Raw genomic sequence first — 1,346 nt, forward strand, 5'->3', positions numbered from 1 at the left:
GATCTTGCAGCCACAGCCACCTCCATGGGAGAGGGAGGTTAAGCGAGGCTCTTGAGGGCTTTGGGTATTCATATCAATTAACTATACGTATTAGTGCTTGCAATATTAACGGAGATTTAGCGATTAAAACTTCGCTTTGGTGGACTGCTGCGTTTGGCCGCAGGTTTGCCTCCGCCATTGCCGCCACCAGCATTGCCTGGTCTGGGCTTGCGAGATTGTTGATGCTGTTGGCTGCGTAATTGGATTGGTTGCGCGACAGCGTTTGGATCCGGTTCAAATCCAGCTATCACTTCTTGCGGTAGTTTTTGCTTGATGAGCTTTTCAATATCACGGAGCATCTGATGCTCATCAACGCAGACTAAGGAGACTGCAACGCCATTGGATCCAGCTCTACCGGTTCTACCGATGCGGTGAACATAATCCTCGGAGACATTCGGCAAGTCATAGTTCACAACATGGGGCAATTGATCGATATCGATACCGCGCGCGGCAATATCAGTAGCCACTAAGACAGTAATTTTCCCATCCTTAAATTCTGCTAAAGCTTTAGTGCGAGCGCTTTGACTTTTATTACCATGAATGGCCATGGCAGTGATGCCATCTTTTTCCAATTGGGTCACTAATTTATTGGCACCATGTTTAGTGCGAGTAAATACAAGGACTTGTTGCCATTGATTGGATTTAATCAAATGCGCTAACAAAGGATGCTTTTGGTTTCTGTCTACTGGGTGGATGAGTTGAGCAATTGCTTCATTAGTGCTATTGCTACGTGCCACTTCAATCAAGGCTGGTGAATTGAGTAAGCCATCTGCCAATGCTTTGATCTCGGTAGAGAAGGTTGCTGAAAACAATAAATTCTGACGTTGCTTTGGTAGTGCAGCCAAAATCTTTTTAATATCACGCAAGAAGCCCATATCTAGCATGCGATCAGCTTCATCTAGGACGAGGATTTCAATATTGGCAAGTGAAACGCAGTTTTGTGACATCAAATCGAGTAAGCGACCTGGTGTTGCCACCAAAATATCTAAGCCAGCTGCAATAGCCTTGATTTGAGGATTTGCGCCGACACCGCCAAAGATGACGGTAGATTTTAGACCAGTGTATTTGCCGTAAGTCACAACAGACTCTTGAACTTGAGCAGCTAACTCGCGGGTAGGAGTCAGAATCAATACGCGTAATTGGCGTTTGCCACTTGCCTTGGAGGTGCTGCTTAAGCGCTGCAAAATGGGCAGGGTAAAGCCTGCAGTTTTGCCGGTACCGGTTTGGGCTGCTGCGAGTAAATCTCCGCCCTTTAATACGGCAGGAATAGATTTTTCTTGAATGGGTGTAGGGCTGGTATAGCCTTC

1 protein-coding gene is annotated in these 1,346 nt (G+C 46.3%); it reads right to left on the reverse strand.

The window, feature by feature from the left end; all coding sequences use genetic code 11:
* Positions 1 to 116: 116 nt before the first annotated feature.
* The coding region (locus B7X71_RS16970) for a DEAD/DEAH box helicase (protein WP_293601605.1) at positions 117 to 1,346 on the reverse strand (1,230 nt) is incomplete at its 5' end.

It is taken from the genome of Polynucleobacter sp. 39-46-10, assembly GCF_002282275.1.